We start from the raw sequence: 17,341 nt of genomic DNA on the forward strand, positions 1-17,341 counted from the left end.
GCGTCCTGGGTGCGGCAGGCCGGCACCACACCATGGGTGCTGATGAGGCCTTTGGTCGGCTTGAGGCCGAGAGATGTTGGCGCGCGCACCCGCCCCGACCCCGCGGTGTCAGTGCCGAGCGCGAACGACACCAGACCCGCCGCGACGGCCACCGCCGAGCCGGAGCTCGATCCGCCGGAGATATGAGCGGGGTCGAACGTGCTCGCCGTAATGCCATAGGGCGAGCGGGTGCCGTTCAGCCCCGTGGCGAATTGATCGAGATTTGTCTTGCCGATCAGGATCGCGCCCGCCTGCTCCAGCAGGTCCACCACCGTGCGGAGCGCTCCGCCGTGTAAGCAAAGGCCGGACAGGCGCAGGTCGTGGGCAGTCCAGCGGCGTCGATATTGTCCTTCACCGCGAACGGTATGCCGTAGAGGGGACCGTGGGGCGCATGGCGCGCGCGCTCGAGAGCCGCGTCCTCTTCGACAAGCGTGATCCAATCCGGCAGAACGCCCCGCGCCGCGATGCGCGCATAGACTTCGCGGATGACATTTTCCGGGCTTGTCTCGCCTGCGGCGTAGAGGCGTTCGAGAGTGGCGATGTCGAGCGAGAGTCCGGCCGGCGCGCGCGTCATGCGCTTGGCTCCGCCATGATGACCAGGGCCTGGCCGAGCTGCACGGCGCGGCCCTCGGCGCAGCGCACCTCGCGCACGACGCCCGACCACGGCGCGCAGACATTGATCTCCATCTTCATGGACTCCACGACGATCAGCGCCTCGCCTTCAATGACGGCACGGCCCGGCTCGACGAGGATCTTCCAGACGCTGCCGGGCACCGGGCTTTCGACCGCAATCGCGCCCTCGGGCAGTGCCGCCTCCTCGGCGGCCGGCCCCACATCGGCGGGGCCTCCGTTCCAGACCGCGCCCGCTTCCTGCCAACGTGCGCGCTCGGCGTCGAACGCCGCCTGCTGACGCGCTTTGAAGGCGGCAATGCTGTCGGCGTGCTCTGCGACGAAGGCGCGATAGTCCGCGAGGCGGAAGCGGCCCGGAACGATCTCGACCTCGCGCTTGCCTTCCAAGAATGCATCACGGAAATCGAGAAGCTCGTCGCCCGAGACGGGATAGAACTCAATGCGATCGAAGTAGCGCAGGAGCCAGGGCTTGCCGGGCTCGAACGCGCCCGTCACGCGATAGGTGTTCCACATCTGGCAGGTGCGCCCGAACAGCTGATAGCCGCCCGGCCCCTCCATGCCGTAGACGCAGAGATAGGCGCCGCCGATGCCGACGACATTGTCCGGCGTCCAGGTGCGGGCGGGGTCGTATTTGGTGGTGACGAGCCGGTGGCGCGGGTCGATGGGCGAGGCGACGGGCGCGCCGAGATAGACGTCGCCCAAGCCGAACACGAGATAGGTCGCGCCGAACACGATGCGCTTCACGTCGTCGGCGGTGTCGAGGCCGTTGATGCGGCGAATGAACTCGATATTGGAGGGGCACCACGGCGCATCGGCGCGCACGCCGCGTATATATTTGTCGATGGTGGCCTGGACGGCGGCATCGTCCCACGACAGCGGCAGCCGCACGAGGCGGGAGTCCACCTCGATGCCGGCGAGATCCCCGAGATCGTCGTCCATGGCTTGCAGCGCTGCGACCAGATCCTCGAGCGCAAGCACGCGCGGGTCGTAGTGGATCTGCAGCGAACGGATGCCGGGCGTCAGATCGACGATGCCGGCGAGCTCGTTCGATTCTACCGCCCGGCCGACGGCCTGCATCAGCGCGTGGGCCCGGAGCCGCAAGCCCATGTCGAGCACGATGGGGCCGTATTCGATCAGGAGATAGGCATCGCCCGCGCGGCGATAGGCGACGCAGGGCCGGTCGCCGTCGGCCTCGCGCGACGCCACGATGCAATCGTCGGCGCCGAAATTCTCGTGCAGGGTGCGCGGCGATGTCTCGGGCTTGAGCGTCGCGAACTCGGCATCCTGCTTGGCCAGCCGCAGCGCCGCCTCCTCCGGGGTAAGCCGCGTGAAGCGCACGGTGTCGCCGGGACGGAGCTGACCGATCTTCCACAGCTCGGACTGCGCGATGGTGGCGGGGCAGACGAAGCCGCCGAGCGAGGGGCCGTCGGGCCCGAGGATGACCGGCATGTCGCCGGTGAAATCGATGCTGCCGATGGCGTAGGCGTTGTCGTGAATGTTGCTGGGATGAAGCCCCGCCTCGCCGCCGTCGAGCCGCGCCCAGACCGGCTTCGGACCGATCAGCCGAACGCCCGTCGGATTGGAGTTGTAATGCACCTCCCAGTCCGCGGCGAACAAGGTGTCGATATAGCCGGGCGCGAAGAAGTCCGGCGCACCGTGGGCCCGTAGAGCACGCCGATGTCCCAGGCATGGGTGAGCTGCGGTTTCAGCGCGTCATCGAGCGACGCCACTTGCTTGCCGGCGGGCGCGGCGCCGATATGCAGCACGTCGCCCGTCATCAGACGCGTCCCGCGTGGCCGCCGAACTTGCCGAGCGTGAAGGTCGACCGGCTGCCCAGATAGAGTGGCACGTCGATGCCGCCGCGCACGGCGATATAGGCCCGCGTGCCGGGGCCTTGAACGCCGCCCAGCTTCAGCACCTGCCCCGTCTTGACCGGGACGGCCTGCCAATAGGGCACGGGCTCGGCGTCGAGAGTGGCGGTAAGCTCCGCGCCGCCCAGCGCGACGACGGTATCGGTGTTGAATTTGAGCGTGGGGCCCGACAGCGTCGTCTCGATGCCCGCCGCGTCGCGGCAAAGGGACTGGCGTCCGTCCGCGCCCGCGACAAGTCTTGCCGTAAGGGTGCTGCCCTCGCTTAAGCTGAGTTCCGCCGCGCGGTCGCCGATCGCAATGGCCGCAACGCTTTCGGGAATGACTTGCGCAACAGCATCTTGCGCGCGCGCATAGAGCGCCTCGTTGAGCACCGTGTTGGCGACATTGTAGCCGAAGGCTCCAAGTCCGAGCTCTTGCGCCTCGAACGCGATGTCGGGCGAGCGCAAGAGGCTGCGCGAGGCATCGACGATGCGGATGGCCTTCAGGGGCGCGGCGTGGGGCCCGAGCGCCTCCCAAACGTTCAGGCGCTTCAGGAGATCGACGGAGCTCGTCAGCAGCGCCGCCGTGCGCGTTTCCGGACGTGCGGTTTCCGCTTTTGGCGGCGGCGGCCCGATCAGCGCGACCTTGGCCCCCACATGCGCGAGTGCGAGCGCCGCGGCGGTGCCTGCGGGACCGGCGCCGACCACGGCAACATCGAAATCGTCTACAGGGGAGGTGGGCTTGCCCATGCGTCGTCCTGCGGCCTTTATCTTGCGGCGGTCATAGCGTAGCCCGCTTCGGAAAGCACGGCCTTGTCTGGCGGGGCGGAGAAATGCTCAAGACTCTCAAGTTTTGGTGTGGCCGGACGGCTCTCCTGGCTGTGTGCCTGGCGGCCAGCCCGCAGCATCTTCCGGCCGCCGACGAAAGCCCGACCGTGTTCGCGGCCGCGAGCCTGAAAAACGCCCTCGATGCCGTGGCGTCCGATTGGCAGGAGAAGTCCGGCGAAAAGCCTGTGATCTCCTATGCGGCGACCTCCGCCCTGGCAAAGCAAATCGAGCAGGGCGCCGAGGCGGACATATTCATTTCCGCCGATCAGGCTTGGATGGACTATCTGGCCGAGCGCAACCTGATCGAGCCCGGGAGCCGCTTCGATCTCCTATCGAACCAGCTCGTCCTGATCGCCCCAAGGGGCTCGGCGCTGACCGCCACGATCGGGCCGGGCTTCCCCCTGTCGAACCTTCTTGGCGACGGACGGCTGGCGATTGCCGGCGTGGATGCGGTGCCCGCGGGCCGATATGGCAAGGCGGCGCTCGAGAGCTTGGGCGTCTGGGGCGAGGTTAAAGACAAACTCGCGCAAGCCGAGAACGTTCGCGCGGCCCTGCGGCTTGTCTCGCGCGGAGAGGCGCCGCTCGGCATCGTCTATGCGAGCGACGCCAAAGCGGACCCGAACGTCAGGGTCCTCGGCACGTTCCCCGAAAACAGCCATCCGCCGATCGTCTACCCGGCGGCAAAGCTCAAGGCGGCGACATCATCGAGCACCGGAGCCTTCCTGGCATATCTGCGCGGGCCCGACGCGGCGTCACGATTCGAGGCGCACGGCTTCTCGGTCGTGCCGGCCACGCCCTAAGGCCGCGTGCGCTCCCGCCCGGAAGCCCTCTTCGGCATTCCCGGCGAGAATCCCGGGGACGACCGTCCGAAACAGCATTCTGCTGCTTTCTCAGAAGCCTAGAGTGAGTTGCCGACCGCTGGGTTGCCGTTCACGTGCAATCCGCAAGCACTGCGTACCGTGGCCTATCCGCAACAGTGGACCACGAAATCCCCAGCGTCGTCGGACTGTCACAAGCGCGTCATTGCCCAGGAAATAGAACGGTATGGCTCGGTCGCGGAAACGCGGCGGAACGGCTTTCAACGGGAGACAACGAATTCTCCTAAACAACTGAGCTGATTAACAAAACACGCAACACTTTAACAGAGTGGAGAGGGGTCATGATCGGGGGACTAAGAAAACCAGTCTCTATTTGCTCGCCGGCGCTAGCGCGTTCGGTCTTCTCGTGTCGGGCAGCCCGGCCGCGAAGGCAGCGAGCATGGAGGAGCTTCAGGCGCAGATGCGCGCCATGCAGGCTCAGATGCAAGAGCTTCAGCGTCAAGTGAACCAGGCCAAATCCGAGGCGGCTTCCGCCAAGGCATCGTCTGGCTCCGGCGGTAGCGACCTTGATCTCAAGGTCAAGTGGAAGGGGGCGCCCGAGCTGTCCAGCAGCGACGGCAAGTTCAAGTTCAAGGTCCGCGGCCGCTTGATGGGGGACTTCAACTCCATCGATCAGGACGAGGCGATCACCGGCGAGCCGAACGTCAACGGTGTCGAACTTCGCCGTGCGCGTCTCGGCGTCGAGGGTGTCGTCTACTACGACTGGAAGTACAAGTTCGAGGTCGACTTCGCGGGCGACGCGTCGGAGGTCAAGGACGCCTATATCGCGTACGCCAACTGGGCCGATTGGGAGAAGTCGGAAATCCTCATCGGTCAGTTCAAGACCGCCAACTCGCTGGAAGACATGACGAGCTCGCGGTTTATCACCTTCATGGAGCGGTCCGCGTTCATCGAGGCCTTCGGCATCGACCGCCAGATCGGTACTGGCGTATGGGCCGGTGACGAACATTGGTCGTTCCAGACCGGCTATTTCGGCGGCAACACCAGCAACCAGGAAACGTGGTTCGACAGCGAATCAACGTTCTCGGTCCGTGGTACCGTGGCGCCGATCAACAACGACACGACCGTCGTCCACTTGGGCGCCAACTATCGTCATCGCGACGCCGGTACGTCGGACGAAACGGGCTTTGCGGAACTCTTCCGCTATCGGGCTCGGGCCGCGGATCTCCATCTCGCCGACCGGTTCGTGCAGACGCCGTTCATCGGCGAGAACGACGACATGTTCGTTCTCGAAGGCGCCGCCGTGTACAAGCGCTTTTCGGTACAAGGCGAGTACGCACAGCTCGAGACGAACGTTGCGCCGGGCATCGCCCCTGGCGTGAAACCCACCTACAACGGCTGGTATATCGAAGGCAGCGTGTTCCTGACCGACGATATGCGGAATTACGAGGCTGACGAAGGTGCGTTCGGCCGCGTCAAGCCGAAGAATCCCGTCTATGGGGGTAGCGGTGGCTGGGGCGCCTGGCAGCTCGCGGGCAAGTACGACGTCATCGACCTCAGCGATGGCGCAGCCGCCATCAACGCCTCGGGGGCTCCCAACGCCGTCATGTGTGAAGAGTGCGGCGAGCAGAAGACCTGGCTCATCGGCCTCAACTGGTGGCTGACCGACTACACGGCGCTGAAGTTCAACGTCACGCAGTCGGAGATCGAAGGCGGCGTCAACGACGGCGCCGACATCACGGGCTTCGGCATGCGGGCCCAGATCGATTGGTAAGCCGAAACGAGAACTCCTGAAAAAATAGAATAGTCCCCTTTTCGCCTAAACTGCCGCCGCCCCGTCCAGGGCGGCGGCTTTTTCCTTTTTGGGGGCAAGGCCCAACCACTCGATTTCGACCTCGATTTGCTCTATGGCCAGAGGGGGCGATTGAAGCATCAGCAAGGTTTGGCGACATTCGATGGCGGCAATGACGTCATGGTGCTTGGAAGGGCCAAGCGCCGCCTCTAGAGCCGACGCTTGCCGGGACATGGTCTCGTGAACCGCCGCGTTCAGGCCGCGTCCGTTCACGTTCTTACCGCCATCGGTGCCGTGCTTGCCCTTCTGTCGCTCCGCGCCGCCTATCAGGCCGACTGGCAGATGATGTTTGTTTGGCTCGGCATCGCGCTCATCGTCGATGCGATCGACGGTCCCCTGGCGCGGCTCTTCGACGTCAAAGCCGTGCTGCCGCGCTTCAGCGGCGAACGCCTCGATCTCATCGTCGACTATCTGACCTATGTGGCGATCCCCGCTTTCGTGCTGACCGAGACGGCGCTCTTGCCGGAATGGTCCAGGTTGCCGGCCGCCATCGCCATTCTGCTGTCGGGCCTGTTCCACTTCTCCGACGTGGACAGCAAGACGGAGGAGGGATACTTCGTCGGCTTCCCGGCCATCTGGAACATCGTGCTGCTCTATCTGTTCGTGCTGGGCCTGCCCCCCTATGGCGCGCTCGCCGTGGTGGTCGGACTCGTGCTCCTTACCTTCGTGCCGGTCCCCTGCGTGCACCCGTTCCGGGTCGTGCGCCTGCGCATCCTCTCGGGCCTCGTGGCGCTTGCGTGGGCGGTCGCGGCAGCTGTCGCCGTCGCCAATCCGTTTCCGTCCACGCTCTGGATCAAGATCGCGCTCCTCGCCACGGCGGCCTATTTCACGTCCGTGGGACTGGGACGGGCGCTCCGCGGCGTCATGCCACAACAGGCGATGGACCAGGTCCGGCATCTTGAGCTATTAGCTCGGGGCATAAGCTCCACTACCACGCAGATTCCACACCCATGCCATTCGTCGAATTCCTGACCGACCCCGCCGTCTGGGCGAGCTTCCTGGCCTTGAGCGCGATGGAAATCGTGCTCGGCATCGACAACGTCGTCTTCATTTCGGTGATGGTGCAGCGCCTGCCGAAGGACCAGCAGCTGATGGCCCGGCGAATCGGCCTGTCCTTGGCGCTCGTCTTCCGGGTGATCATGCTGGGCTTCATCGCCTGGTTCATCCACATGACGACGCCGATTTTCAGCGTCGGCGACTATGCTTTCTCGTGGCGTGATTTGATCCTGCTGGCCGGCGGGCTGTTCCTCCTGGTGAAGGGCACGCGAGAGATCCACCTGGGCATCGAAGGCGAGGATGATGAGAACGGGGGCAATGTCGTGGTGCAGTCGCTGACTGCGGCCATCGTGCAGATCGCCATTATCGACCTCGTGTTCTCGGTCGACTCGATCATCACCGCTGTGGGCATGGCCGAGCACGTGGAGGTGATGATCGCAGCCGTCATGGTCGCCATCGCCGTCATGTACTTCGCCTCGGGGCCCGTATCGGCGTTCATCGAACGCCACCCGACCACCAAGATGCTGGCGCTGTCCTTCCTGCTGCTGATTGGCGCCGCCCTGGTGGCCGACGCCTTCCACTTCCACATTCCGCGCGGCTATATCTACTTCGCCATGGCCTTCTCGGCGGGCGTGGAGATCATCAACGTGCTGGCCATGCGCAGGCGGCGCAGGACCCAGGCCGAAGCGAAGAAGGTAAAGGGGGCGGCGAAGGGTTAAGCGAGGGCGAACGCCCGGCGGCAAAGCCCCTTAACTTTGTCACGCAATGCCCTTTGCTTAGCCCCAAATTGACCAAGTTTAGAGGGCGCTATCCCCTTCATGTCAGTTCCAAGACAATATGGGGAAGCAATGAAGACTGGAACACTCCTCCTGGCCGTGGGGCTCGCCCTTCCGGCAACAGCTCTCAGCGCCGAGCAGCTCGCGGGCGATGCCCTGCGCAGCGCGATCAGCGGCAAGACCGTCTATCTCAACGTCTCGGGCTCGAGCTGCCGATCCAATATTCGGCCAATGGCCGGATGACCGGCAAGATGGGCACGGTGGCGGCGAGCTTTTCCCGCGGCGACGGCTCTAGCGACTCGGGCAAGTGGTGGGTCGCCGAAGACCAGCTTTGCCAGAAGTGGACGAGCTGGATGAACGGCAAGCAGTATTGCTACAAGCTCACCCGTCAGGGCGCCAATGTCCGCTGGGTTCGCGATGACGGCCGCTCCGGGACCGCACGGATCGGCGGCTGACCCCTAAGCTGCGCCGCGACGGTCGCAGTCACGAGTTAAATTCGACGACAGAGCCGTCCTTTTGGGCGGCTCTTGTCGTTTCTGCACAAGGCGAGGGCAGTCGACCACAAATCTTGCGCACACGAGACGCGGACTCTTGTGGACAGCGCATCACCTCCATTACGTTTTGTCACATCGCGTCGTTTAAAGTTCGTTCGTACGATTTGTCGCGTTGAGTGTGTTGCGTTGAGCGTTGTAGGCGTTGCGTTGTGACCGCTGATTCCGAACATGTCGAATTTCTACGTCGTGGCCCCAGACCCTGGAACGAGTGGCGGGCCGAGAACCCATCCATCCTCCCCAATCTCGTCGGCGTTGTGCTCAGCATTGGCGACCGTCAGATGGGCCCCATTAACGGCGGACCCATCAACCTTGCCCATGCGCGGTTGCGACATGCCTTCCTGCGCTTCGCCACCCTGACGGGGGCGGATCTGCGCGGCGCCGATCTGGCCGACGCCGATTTGCGCGAGGCACGCCTTGAACGCGCCGATCTCTCCGGGGCCGATCTGAGCGACGCCCAACTCGACGGCGTGGATTTCGCCAATGCCCGCCTGGCCGGCGCCAATCTGTGCGGTGCAAGCCTGGCCGGCGCGCGAAACCTGACCACGGCGCAATTGCACGAGGCTGAAGGCGACGCCGCCACGGTGCTGCCGGCGAATGTGGAGCGGCCGCTGATCTGGACGGTCTCGCAAAGGATGGACAGTCAGCCGATGGCCGCCCGACCGGCACCCCGGCGAGGCGAAGAAGCACGCACCGAAGAGCAACCGCAAGGCGGCGAGCGCGTCTCTTGGCTGATTGGCGGTCCGCGTGGGCTCGGCCGCCGCGATCGGGACGGGCCGTCCTATAACGATCCGGGCAGACCCTAGCCGCTGAAGGCGCTGGAGCGAGGCGGGGGCTCTATCCCTCGAGCATGTGCAAGATGATTTCGGCGCGCGCCGCCACGCTGACCTTGGGCAGCACGGCTATCCCGTAGCCGAGCGCGGGATAGGCGATCAACAGACGCTCGTATTCGGCGACGGCATCAGTGAAGTCGTGCTGCCGCTCGGGGTCCGTCTCGTAGATCTCGGGCCAGGGCGGGACGAGGAAGACGCACCGATGATACAGCCGGGGCTCGGCGAGGGACTTAAGAACCGGCTCGCCCGTAAGCTGCTGAAGATGCGCCGCGGCGTCCACCAGGCTACGATCGAAGAACACCCAGTCGCCGGACTGCAGCGAAGCGGCGCGGTCGGCGTGGGCGAGGGACATCGCGCGGCGCGCAAAGGCTGCGCCGTCGATCCAGGGCAGTGCGGTGCCGTTCCTAGCCAGTTCGTCCCTGACAATGCGCCGGCCCGGCTCGTCCACGACCCCGTAACCACGCCGCGCCAATTCGGCGAGCAAGGTCGACTTGCCGCCGCCGGAACAGCCGGAAATCACGACGAGATGGTTCATTGGACGTCGGACATGCGGCGATTGGCGGAGGGGGTGGGATTCGAACCCACGAGGCGCTTGCACGCCTGCCGGTTTTCAGACCGGTGCCTTCAACCACTCGGCCACCCCTCCTGTCTTAGTCTGGCGCCGCCGCAGAAAACCTGCTCTTAGGGCGTGAGCATTATCTGCTTGTCTTCGGCGCTCCACGATCCTTCATGGGGATATGAACCGCAACCCAGACACTGTCGGCCGCCAAGCCACGCGTCCCTATCACATTCCCCTTAAGGGATGGTGGCAGATCGTGCAAAGGGTGGCGGTGAAGGCCAGCCGCGATAATCTGTCGGTGGTGTCGGCCGGCTGCGCCTTCTATGCGCTGTTCGCCATTTTCCCGGCGCTGACCGCCTCGATCTCGCTTTACGGTCTGACAGCGGACGCCGCCACGGTGGAGCGCCAGTTCGGCATCCTTCAGACCGTCCTGCCGCCGCAGGCCTATGAGATCGTCATCGACCAGATCCGCAGGATCGCCGAGACGTCGGGGCAAACATTGGGCGCAAGCTTCGGCGTCAGCCTCGCCATTGCGCTGTGGAGCGCCAATCTCGGCACGCAAGCCATGTTCTCCGCGCTCAACATCGCGTATGGCGAGCCGGAGCGCCGCAGCATCTTGCGCTTCTACCTCAGCGCTATCGGCTACACACTGATCGGCATCTTGGGCGGCGTGGCGATGCTGTTCGCCATTGTCTATGTGCCGATCCTGTTCGACGACGCCGGCCATCCAGAAGCCTACGCGACGCTCGTCAGGTATCTGCGCTGGCCCATCTTCGTTCTGTTCACGCTGACGTTGCTGGCGCTAATCTACCGGTTCGGGCCAAGCCGCCGCAACGCCAAGTGGCAGTGGGTGACCGTCGGTTCGGTCTTCGCCGCGCTTGTTTGGCTGCTCGCCTCACTCGGCTTCTCGTATTACGTCTCCAATTTCGCCAACTACGACAGAATGTACGGATCGCTGGGCGCGGTGATCGTTCTGCTCTTCTGGCTCTATATCTCGTTCTACATCGTCTTGATCGGTGCGCAGATCAACGCCCAGGTCGAGCTGCAAACGGTCCACGATACGACGACCGGCGAGCCAAGGCCGATGGGCCAGCGGGGCGCTTTCGTCGCCGACAACGTGGCGGGCGAGGAGCCGATCAAGAGCGCCGTGGATTCGGATCCCGCGAGTGCCAAACCGCATGCATAGTGATGGCGCCGGCGTGGTGTAGGCGTCGTCTAGACTTGGTCAGGCGCGCTGCGCCGCAGCCAGTGCCGGCGCAAGAATCCGACGGCGAGGACGAAGACCGCGCCGAAGGCGGCGCCGGCCAAATGGACCGTGTGGCCCATGGATGGATCAATATAGCCGGCGATGAGGGGATCCTTGGTGATGATCTCGCCGGCGATCCAACCGAGCAGCGCCGCGCCGGCCCATACGATGATCGGGAAACGATCCAAGAGCTTCATAACGATCGCGGCGCCCGCCATGATCAGTGGGATGCTGACGGCAAGGCCGAACATCAGGAGCGCGTAGCTGCCGCGGGCGGCCATGGCGATGGCGATCACATTGTCGAGGCTCATCACCGCGTCGGCGATAGCGATGATCTTGACCGCCTGCCACAGACTTGAGGAAGATTCGATCTCTCCCTCGCCGTTGTTCTCTTCGCCGCCGAGCAGCTTGATGGCGATCCAGATGAGAAGGAGTCCGCCGATCAGCTTCACATAGGGCATGGTCATGAGCGTCGTCACCAAGCCGGTGAAGACCACACGCAGACCGATCGCGACGAGCGTGCCGAGCGCGATGCCCCAGGCGCGCTGGTGAGGAGGAAGCTTGCGGCACGCAAGCGCAATGACGACAGCGTTGTCGCCCGACAACAGGAGGTCGATCCAGATGATCTGTAATACAGCCAGCCAAAAAACTGGATCGTCCACAGTCATGCCGCGGCTTACCCCCTGATTCCCCTAGAGCTATTTGCCGGTCCCCTCAGACCCGGCCAGACGCCGATACCAATTGCTGCGAAAAGCGGCAAAGGCAAGACAACTCATATAGTCATTCCGGGCCGGGTTTTGAGTGGGCTGGAAGACTTAAGGAATGGCTCCTGCCATGGGTTTCAAGGAAGGACAAGGCCGGACGGATCGCATATGCTTTTGCCTGTCGGACGAATCGGGCCAATCGTGCCCTGTCTAGGGAGAGGGACCCTTGCCAGCCATGGATCCAGTTCTGCTGAACCCATTGATTGCTCTCGTCGCGGGCATTCTCATCCTGTTGATGCCCCGGATTCTAAACTACGTCGTGGCGATCTATCTCATCGCCATCGGCATTATCGGCCTCGTGAACCACTTACAGTAGTTCGCCGGGTTCAGCATCCGGATCGCAAGGTAAACGCGCTCCAAGGGACTGGGGCGTGTCGCCGCATGTCTAGAATCATGCAAAGGAAGAGCGGCCTGGAACAGCGTTCGGGGATGGCTTATAGTTTCCGCTTCATGCTCACATGCAAGGGGGAAGCCGTCCGACTGGCGCTTATGGCAAAGTCTTCCTGGCTTTCGAGCCAATGGGTCTAGGTGTGGCCTATTGCAATCAGATCGAGCAACGCTTCGAACCAACGATGCGACAGACAAGGTTATCAGTCGGGTGATGGGGCAGGCTAAGCAAGCCAAGCGACAGCGAGCCGCGAACCGTGGCGGCCGCATTTTCGCGCTTCGCCCGATGCTCGTGCTCGGTCTCGTGGTGACGCTGTTTGCCGGCGGCGCGTATGCCGCCCATGGCGCGTTCTGCGTCGACGCGGCTCAGCTTTCCGCTGCAGCGGATAATGCGCGCCTCGTCCAGCGAGCGGCGGCCGACGAGAATGCGCAAGCCCAAGGGAAAGCGCGAGCCGAAGACAAGCAGCGCGAAGCCTATGAGTGGTTCGCCGGCCGTAGCGAGTCCGGACTCAAGCTGCGCGGCGCTGTGCCCTCCGAAGAGGACCGTCAGACTTTGCTCGGCATGGTGAAGGCGCATTTCCCCGATCTTGCCGTCGAGGAAAAGCTGAAAGTGGTCGAGGGCGGACCGCCGCGCGAGCAATGGCTCGGCGCCATGAGTTTTAGCTTGAAGCAGCTGTCTCATTTGAAGCACGGCGCCGTGCGTCTCTCGAACGCCAACTTGAAAGTGGCGGGCGTGGCGAAAAGCGCCGAAGACTATGTTGAGATCAAGAAGGCGCTTGCCGGTCCACTGCCGGCCGGTCTGACCATTAGAGGCGATGACGTACGCCCGCCGATCGCCGATCCCTTCGTCTTCACCGCCGATCTTGGCGCGAACGCCTTGAGCCTTGCCGGCAGCGTACCGAGCGAGGATGCGCGCAAGCGGCTTCGCGATCTGTCGCGGGAGCTCTTCGCGCGACCCGGGTTCGATGATCGTTTGCAAGTCGCATCGGGTGCGCCGGAGAATTGGGGTGAAGCGGTCATGGCGGCGCTGCGCGCGCTGAGCCGGCTGGAACGTGGCAAGATCGCGATGTCTGGGCTTGCCGTCAGCATCGAAGGCGTCGCTCCCGACCAGGGCACCGCCATCGCCGTGTCCTATCAATTGCGGCGTGACCTGCCGAAGATCTTTTCCACCTCCGAGAGCATCAAGTGGAAAGAAGCGAGGCCTCCCACGGCCTGGCCGCAGACGTGATTCCCCGCATCAAGGAGTTCGCGCGGATCAAGGGAAGCTGGCCGCAAGGCGAGCTGCCGCCGCTTGCGCCGCTACGCGACGCCGCTAGCCGTTAATCGTTGACCGCGAAGAAGGCGCCGATCGCCTCGACTGGCTCTTGCTCCTGGAGCATGGGCGCGTGCCCCTGTTCGGGCACGATCATGGTCCGCAGGTTCGGATGGCGCTCCACCATCTCCTCCAACGTTTCGGGGCTGAGCACGTCGGAGTTCTCGCCGCGCAACACGAAGGTAGGGATTTGCCCCATGGCGACGAACTGGGGCCAAAGATCGGGGACTGGACGGCTGAGGTCGACAGTGCCGATGGCCTTGGCGAGCTTGCGGTCGTAGGAGAGCACAAGCCGTCCTTTCCGTTCCTCGAACACGCCGCGCGCCATCTGGTCCCATTGCGCATCGGTGAAGTCGGGAAAGCCGCGTCCGTTGATCTCGCGCATAATGTGCACGGCGTCGGCCCAGGTCTTCGGGACCGGATGCGGCCCACATAGTTGACGATGGCGGGCGAGCCCGCGCGTCTCGATCACCGGGCCGATATCGTTCAGGACGACGGCCCCCATGGCCGTCGGGCGGAGCGCCGCCATCATCATGGCGATGATGCCGCCCCGCGACGTGCCCACGATCCCCACCCGATGCAGACCCTGCACAGTGAGGAAGTCGAGCACGTCCATGAGCTCGGTGTACGGGACGTAATTGCGCCAGTTGGAATCGTGCTGCGAGCCGCCGCGGCCGCGATAGTCGAGACAATAGACGTTGCGCGGCTTTTCCGGATGGGTCGAGAGATAGGTGGCAAGCGTATGGAAGTCGCGGGCGTTTCGCGTGAGGCCGGGCAAGCAAAGGATGCTCCGGAAGCGCTCGTCCGGCGCGGGATAGTGGCGCGCATAGAGTCGAAGGTCGTCGAACGACTCATAGAAAATGTCTCGCCACGCCTTGCCGTCAAGCTCAGGCATCGTCAACCAGCCAACCTTGGGAGCATTTCAGATCAATCCCGCAACGCCGGGCGCGCTAGGGCTCGCAGTGTTCCGCAAACTTGATGAGGGAACAAGCCTCGAAAAGTCAACCGCCGAGCGGCCTGCGCTGCTCAAGGGGTGCTCGCCACGGGCACCGTGGCGACGGAGGCGGTCTCCGAGGCGGGGACCTTGCGCCCGCGATTGAGGTCCTGGACCAAATGAAGGGCATTGTCGGGCCCTGCGAGCCGCGAGCGGTAGAGCTGAAGCGTTTCCATGATCTTGATTACGTAGCGCCGCGTCTCGGTGAACGGAATGCGTTCGATCCAGTCGATAGGATCGACGTCCGGATCGCGCGGGTCGCCGTAGATCCCCACCCATTCCTTCACCCGGCCGGGGCCGGCGTTGTAAGCGGCCAGCGCCATGAAGTAGGAGCCGTCGTAATTGTTGATCATGTCACTGAGAAAGGCTTCGCCGAGCTGCGTGTTGTACGCTGGATTGGTGAGCCGCGACTGGGAATACTGAACATTATAGCGCTTGGCGACGCTCCGTGCCGTCGCCGGCATCAACTGCATCAGCCCGCTGGCACCGACCGGGCTTTGAGCGGCGGCATTGAACTCGCTCTCCTGGCGGGAGAGGGCATGCACCAGAGCCGGATCGACCCGTTCGTCGAGCAGGCTCTTGAAGGCCGGCATCACCCCCACGGGCAATGCATAGTCGCCCATGGGTAGATCCCGGTTAAAGGCGATCTTCGACAGGCGGAGTGCCATCTGGCTGCGGTCCAGGGCCTTGGCGAACTCGGCGAGCAAGACAACTTCTGCAGCGTTGTCGAGCGTGCGCGACAGTGCGAGGAGGAATTGCGGCGTGAGCCATTCGTGCCCGATTGCGCAGGCAATGCCCATGGCGCGCACCGCGTCCCGGGCCATGAAGCGGTCGATATCCGCTTGAGTCGGTAGCGGCGTCGAGGTCACCGACAGGCGCGCCGGGCGCGGATCGAGGGCCTGCCGCCCAAGCTGGCCGTAGAAATATTGCGGATACTTGGCCGCGCCGTGGAAGTGAATGATCGCCGAACCGCGGTCGCCCAATGCGAGCGCCGTGCGTCCGAGCCAATATTCGCCCAAAGCGATATTGCGCGAGTCCGTCGCTGCTTTGCGCAACGCCAGGAAGTGGCGCAATGCCGTATTCGGCTCGTTCAGGTAGCGCAGCGCAACCCAGCCGGCTAAGAACTCCGCCTCGATGAACGAGTCGCCTGAAGCGAGGCCGTGCTTGGCGGCGATCTCATAGGCGGTGCGCGGATGGCCGTCGTTGAGCGCGGCGCGCACATTGACCCGCCGTTCCTCCCACCACTCATTCAGGTCGAGTAGAATATTAGGCTCGAGCGGCGCATCGAGCAGCAGCTTCCAGGCACGCAGCCGCTGCTCCTTGTCCTTGGTGCGCCGCAGCCACTGGATATTGTTGAAGCGCAGGCCGACATCGCTTTCCAGCGCATCGTCCGGCAACGCATCGAGGAGCTTGCCGGCATTGTCACCGCGCTTGATGACGGCGATACGCGCATCGATTTTCTTCCGCTCTGACTCCGGCAGCAGCTTGGCGACCCGCAGGGCCGCGCCCGCGGCCGACGCCTTGTCGGGATAGAGCAGCGCGTCAATGCGGGCCCGGTGATGCTCGTCGTCCAGCATGTCGCCGAACTTGTCGAGGATCTTCTTTTCCACATCCTCGTTGAGCTGGTGATCGCGCCACGCGGAGTAAATCAACGCCTTGGCCTCCGACTCCTTGCCGTCCGCAAGATAGGCTGTGGCCAGGGCGGCCTTGCCGGCGCCGGTCTGCGGCGCGGAGGGCGCAAAGAAGGATTTGATCTGCTCCGCGGACGTATCGCCGAGGAATAGGGACGTCTCCGCCTTCTCGCGCAATTCCTCTTGGCCCGGCCAATTCGGATGTGTCAGACGAAACTGCTCGACCGCATCGGCTTCCAGATAAGTGCTCTTGTTGTGCTTGTAGCGGTACCAATACCCGAAAGCGCGTACGGCCGGATCGGTGATCTTCGCCGCTGTCTCGTCGACGCTGCCCTTATGGCGCATGACGAACTGGAGCCGACTCGCATCGCCGGACTCTATTTCATAGTTCAAAAGCGGCTTCAGGATCGAGGCGTAGTCGAGCGCGGGCTTTGGCGCGACCGGGACCATGGGATCGCGCTGGGGATTCATTTCCGGCGGCGGAACCACGTCGGGCATGAACGAGGCGCTTGCTTCAGGCATGCCGTCATCGGCGGCAGCTGCCGGCTTCGGTGACTCTGCCGTCGCCTCGCCGGCCTCTTCGGCCGGCGCAGCGGGGCCGGCCGTGGCGTCTATCGTGTCCTTTTCGGGATTGCGTTCGGGCTCGGGGATCGCCGCCACGTTCGCGGTGCTGTCGTCCCCGTCCTGCGCTGCCGGAGGAGCGGTTTCCGGAGGCTCCGCGGCTTCAGCCGTGCGCGGGTCCGCTGCCGCCTCGGGCGCAAGCGCGCTGTCCTCGACGACGGCCGGGCGCTCCGGATTGCGGTCGGGAACGGGAATGGCCTCGGGCCTCGCCAAGGCGTAACCCGGGACGATGCACGCCAAGGCGAATAGGAATGACAGTTGGTACGCGTGTATGCGTTTCATGTCGTCGATCGGTACCGGTTTACGACCTGCGTTTAGCGGTCAGGACGTCCCCCGACCGGGGAGCCGCGACGAATAAAGTCACTGAGTGTACCTAAATCAGACACTGTCTGAAAGATTCCGGCGGAAAAATGACTGTTATCTCTCATCCACAAATGAGAAGACTAGTGAGATCCAGAGGGTAAGCCATTCCACCCCTTGTACTTTCGCGATTCCAGCAGCCCAGCTTCGAACCGCGATCAGCCTTAACCGAAAGCGCGGCGAGGCGCATTCCGTGCGCTTGCCGCGCTATCCCCGAAACCCTATTGTCCGCCCGAATTTCCGTCGCATCCCTGAGCACATCGCCCGCGCCAAGGAGCTTTCGCTTTGACCATGC

At 64.0% G+C, this 17,341-nt stretch carries 15 protein-coding genes, 1 tRNA gene and 2 pseudogenes; 10 read left to right on the forward strand and 8 right to left on the reverse strand.

Annotation, left to right across the window (positions count from 1 at the left end; translation table 11 throughout):
• Together AUC71_RS17515 and AUC71_RS22625 are read right to left on the reverse strand one after the other, a co-directional pair.
• Positions 1-613 (reverse strand): annotated as a pseudogene (locus tag AUC71_RS17515) (amidase family protein); the annotation flags it as partial.
• Positions 610-3,268 (reverse strand): annotated as a pseudogene (locus AUC71_RS22625) (carboxyltransferase domain-containing protein). The pseudogenes AUC71_RS17515 and AUC71_RS22625, both read right to left, overlap by 4 nt.
• An 83-nt stretch (positions 3,269-3,351) precedes the next feature.
• On the opposite strand from AUC71_RS22625, the gene modA reads away from it, so the two are divergent.
• Entirely contained in the window at positions 3,352-4,146 is a 795-nt protein-coding gene (modA, locus tag AUC71_RS07070) for a molybdate ABC transporter substrate-binding protein (protein WP_069623703.1), read from the forward strand.
• A gap of 391 nt (positions 4,147-4,537) precedes the next feature.
• A complete protein-coding gene (locus AUC71_RS07075; protein WP_069623704.1) occupies positions 4,538-5,938 on the forward strand; it encodes an OprO/OprP family phosphate-selective porin in 1,401 nt (466 codons plus the stop codon).
• Positions 5,939-5,983: 45 nt separating this feature from the next.
• On the opposite strand, the gene AUC71_RS07080 is transcribed toward AUC71_RS07075, so the two are convergent.
• Positions 5,984-6,190, reverse strand: coding sequence for a hypothetical protein (locus tag AUC71_RS07080; protein ID WP_069623705.1), 207 nt, complete (start codon positions 6,188-6,190; stop codon positions 5,984-5,986).
• Positions 6,191-6,196: 6 nt separating this feature from the next.
• Here AUC71_RS07080 and AUC71_RS07085 point away from each other — a divergent pair, with 6 nt between their 5' ends.
• The 5 genes from AUC71_RS07085 to AUC71_RS21910 all read left to right on the forward strand — a co-directional run bounded on the left by AUC71_RS07085 (position 6,197) and on the right by AUC71_RS21910 (position 9,145).
• Entirely contained in the window at positions 6,197-6,988 is a 792-nt protein-coding gene (locus tag AUC71_RS07085) for a CDP-alcohol phosphatidyltransferase family protein (protein ID WP_069623706.1), read from the forward strand.
• Positions 6,967-7,731, forward strand: coding sequence for a TerC family protein (locus tag AUC71_RS07090; RefSeq protein ID WP_069623707.1), 765 nt, complete (start codon positions 6,967-6,969; stop codon positions 7,729-7,731). Before AUC71_RS07085 ends, AUC71_RS07090 begins: the two co-directional genes overlap by 22 nt.
• Positions 7,732-7,860: 129 nt before the next feature.
• Positions 7,861-8,031: a hypothetical protein gene (locus tag AUC71_RS19300; protein ID WP_158007741.1), complete on the forward strand. Its 171-nt coding sequence runs from the start codon at positions 7,861-7,863 to the stop codon at positions 8,029-8,031.
• Positions 8,028-8,243 (forward strand): hypothetical protein, encoded by a 216-nt coding sequence (locus AUC71_RS17520; protein WP_083238170.1) that lies wholly within the window; start codon positions 8,028-8,030, stop codon positions 8,241-8,243. The genes AUC71_RS19300 and AUC71_RS17520 overlap by 4 nt, the downstream gene beginning before the upstream one ends.
• A 248-nt stretch (positions 8,244-8,491) precedes the next feature.
• Positions 8,492-9,145 (forward strand): pentapeptide repeat-containing protein, encoded by a 654-nt coding sequence (locus AUC71_RS21910; protein WP_280139290.1) that lies wholly within the window; start codon positions 8,492-8,494, stop codon positions 9,143-9,145.
• 31 nt (positions 9,146-9,176) lie between these two features.
• On the opposite strand, the gene AUC71_RS07105 is transcribed toward AUC71_RS21910, so the two are convergent.
• Positions 9,177-9,707 carry an AAA family ATPase gene (locus AUC71_RS07105; protein ID WP_069623709.1) on the reverse strand — a complete coding sequence of 177 codons (531 nt, stop codon included), beginning with the start codon at positions 9,705-9,707 and terminating at the stop codon, positions 9,177-9,179.
• A gap of 22 nt (positions 9,708-9,729) precedes the next feature.
• Positions 9,730-9,818 (reverse strand) — tRNA-OTHER (locus AUC71_RS07110).
• Between the two features lie 91 nt (positions 9,819-9,909).
• Here AUC71_RS07110 and AUC71_RS07115 point away from each other — a divergent pair.
• The gene (locus AUC71_RS07115; RefSeq protein WP_069623710.1) at positions 9,910-10,917 is read left to right on the forward strand and encodes a YihY/virulence factor BrkB family protein; all 1,008 of its coding nucleotides are present in this window, start codon (positions 9,910-9,912) and stop codon (positions 10,915-10,917) included.
• Between the two features lie 29 nt (positions 10,918-10,946).
• Here AUC71_RS07115 and AUC71_RS07120 read toward each other — a convergent pair whose 3' ends face one another.
• On the reverse strand, positions 10,947-11,645 hold the full coding sequence (locus tag AUC71_RS07120; protein ID WP_069623711.1) for a TerC family protein: 699 nt from the start codon (positions 11,643-11,645) through the stop codon (positions 10,947-10,949).
• A 271-nt stretch (positions 11,646-11,916) separates the two neighbouring features.
• Between AUC71_RS07120 and AUC71_RS17525 the strand changes: the two genes are divergently transcribed.
• Entirely contained in the window at positions 11,917-12,057 is a 141-nt protein-coding gene (locus AUC71_RS17525) for a DUF3096 domain-containing protein (RefSeq protein WP_083238171.1), read from the forward strand.
• A gap of 285 nt (positions 12,058-12,342) precedes the next feature.
• Entirely contained in the window at positions 12,343-13,356 is a 1,014-nt protein-coding gene (locus AUC71_RS07125; protein WP_204376665.1) for a hypothetical protein, read from the forward strand.
• 91 nt (positions 13,357-13,447) lie between these two features.
• Here AUC71_RS07125 and AUC71_RS07130 read toward each other — a convergent pair whose 3' ends face one another.
• Entirely contained in the window at positions 13,448-14,335 is an 888-nt protein-coding gene (locus tag AUC71_RS07130) for an alpha/beta fold hydrolase (RefSeq protein WP_069623713.1), read from the reverse strand.
• A 131-nt stretch (positions 14,336-14,466) separates the two neighbouring features.
• Positions 14,467-16,968, reverse strand: coding sequence for a lytic transglycosylase domain-containing protein (locus tag AUC71_RS07135; protein ID WP_083238172.1), 2,502 nt, complete (start codon positions 16,966-16,968; stop codon positions 14,467-14,469).
• Between the last annotated feature and the right edge of the window lie 373 nt (positions 16,969-17,341).

It is taken from the genome of Methyloceanibacter marginalis, from assembly GCF_001723295.1.
GTDB classification, from domain to species: domain Bacteria; phylum Pseudomonadota; class Alphaproteobacteria; order Rhizobiales; family Methyloligellaceae; genus Methyloceanibacter; species Methyloceanibacter marginalis.

Excerpts from the sequence above, each read along its gene's own strand:
- AUC71_RS07090 (WP_069623707.1), top strand. The coding sequence starts at position 6,967 with ATGCCATTCGTCGAATTCCTGACCGACCCCGCCGTCTGGGCGAGCTTC.
- AUC71_RS07105 (WP_069623709.1), bottom strand. The coding sequence starts at position 9,707 with ATGAACCATCTCGTCGTGATTTCCGGCTGTTCCGGCGGCGGCAAGTCG.
- AUC71_RS07130 (WP_069623713.1), bottom strand. The coding sequence starts at position 14,335 with ATGCCTGAGCTTGACGGCAAGGCGTGGCGAGACATTTTCTATGAGTCG.
- AUC71_RS07115 (WP_069623710.1), top strand. The coding sequence starts at position 9,910 with ATGAACCGCAACCCAGACACTGTCGGCCGCCAAGCCACGCGTCCCTAT.
- modA (WP_069623703.1), top strand. The coding sequence starts at position 3,352 with ATGCTCAAGACTCTCAAGTTTTGGTGTGGCCGGACGGCTCTCCTGGCT.
- AUC71_RS07120 (WP_069623711.1), bottom strand. The coding sequence starts at position 11,645 with ATGACTGTGGACGATCCAGTTTTTTGGCTGGCTGTATTACAGATCATC.
- AUC71_RS19300 (WP_158007741.1), top strand. The coding sequence starts at position 7,861 with ATGAAGACTGGAACACTCCTCCTGGCCGTGGGGCTCGCCCTTCCGGCA.
- AUC71_RS07080 (WP_069623705.1), bottom strand. The coding sequence starts at position 6,190 with ATGTCCCGGCAAGCGTCGGCTCTAGAGGCGGCGCTTGGCCCTTCCAAG.
- AUC71_RS07135 (WP_083238172.1), bottom strand. The coding sequence starts at position 16,968 with ATGAAACGCATACACGCGTACCAACTGTCATTCCTATTCGCCTTGGCG.
- AUC71_RS17520 (WP_083238170.1), top strand. The coding sequence starts at position 8,028 with ATGACCGGCAAGATGGGCACGGTGGCGGCGAGCTTTTCCCGCGGCGAC.
- AUC71_RS17525 (WP_083238171.1), top strand. The coding sequence starts at position 11,917 with ATGGATCCAGTTCTGCTGAACCCATTGATTGCTCTCGTCGCGGGCATT.
- AUC71_RS07125 (WP_204376665.1), top strand. The coding sequence starts at position 12,343 with ATGGGGCAGGCTAAGCAAGCCAAGCGACAGCGAGCCGCGAACCGTGGC.